The organism is Erwinia sp. MYb416 (genome assembly GCF_037479575.1).
In the GTDB taxonomy this organism is placed as follows: domain Bacteria; phylum Pseudomonadota; class Gammaproteobacteria; order Enterobacterales; family Enterobacteriaceae; genus Erwinia; species Erwinia rhapontici.
In genome coordinates this window covers 1-854 of the sequence record NZ_JBBGYT010000382.1, presented here as the reverse complement: position 1 = coordinate 854, position 854 = coordinate 1, and the positions used below count along the sequence as shown (strand labels likewise).

Here is an 854-nt window from a genome sequence, read left to right as displayed (position 1 = left end):
GTATACGTGAAGCCATAATGACTTGGACGGGTAAAACGTGTTACCTATGATCCGTCCGACCTATTGAAGGGAGTTGCACGTCATGTCAGCCAAACATCCGGTTATCGCCGTCACCGGTTCCAGCGGGGCGGGAACCACCACCACCAGCCTAGCGTTCAGGAAGATTTTTCAGCAGCTTAATCTGCGGGCAGCCGAGGTCGAAGGGGACAGTTTCCACCGTTTTACCCGCCCGGAAATGGATATGGCGATCCGCAAAGCGCGCGATATGGGAAAGCACGTCAGCTATTTTGGCCCTGAAGCCAATGATTTCGGCCTGCTGGAACAGACGTTCAGCGAGTATGGCCGAAACGGCACCGGACAATCACGCAAGTATCTGCACACCTATGATGAAGCGGTACCGTGGAATCAGGTACCGGGCACTTTTACGCCCTGGCAGCCATTGCCGGAACCGACTGACGTCCTGTTTTATGAAGGACTGCACGGCGGTGTCATGACGCCACAACACAATGTAGCAGACCAGGTGGACCTGCTGGTGGGCGTGGTGCCGATCGTTAACCTGGAGTGGATTCAGAAACTGGTACGCGATACCGGTGAACGCGGTCACTCACGTGAAGCGGTCATGGACTCGGTGGTGCGTTCCATGGAGGACTACATTAATTTTATTACGCCACAGTTCTCCCGAACCCATATTAACTTCCAGCGCGTACCCACGGTGGATACCTCTAACCCCTTTGCGGCACGCGGCATCCCCTCTCTGGATGAAAGCTTTGTCGTCATCCACTTCCAGGGGCTGGAAGATATCGACTTTCCCTATCTTCTCTCCATGTTGCAGGGTTCGTTTATCTCCCATATCA

General features: G+C 54.2%; 1 protein-coding gene. It reads left to right on the top strand.

Annotated features, from left to right (window positions below):
- Nucleotides 1–82: 82 nt before the first annotated feature.
- Nucleotides 83–854 (top strand): phosphoribulokinase (locus WH277_RS05445; protein ID WP_339504871.1); only part of this gene is annotated, 772 nt, incomplete at its 3' end.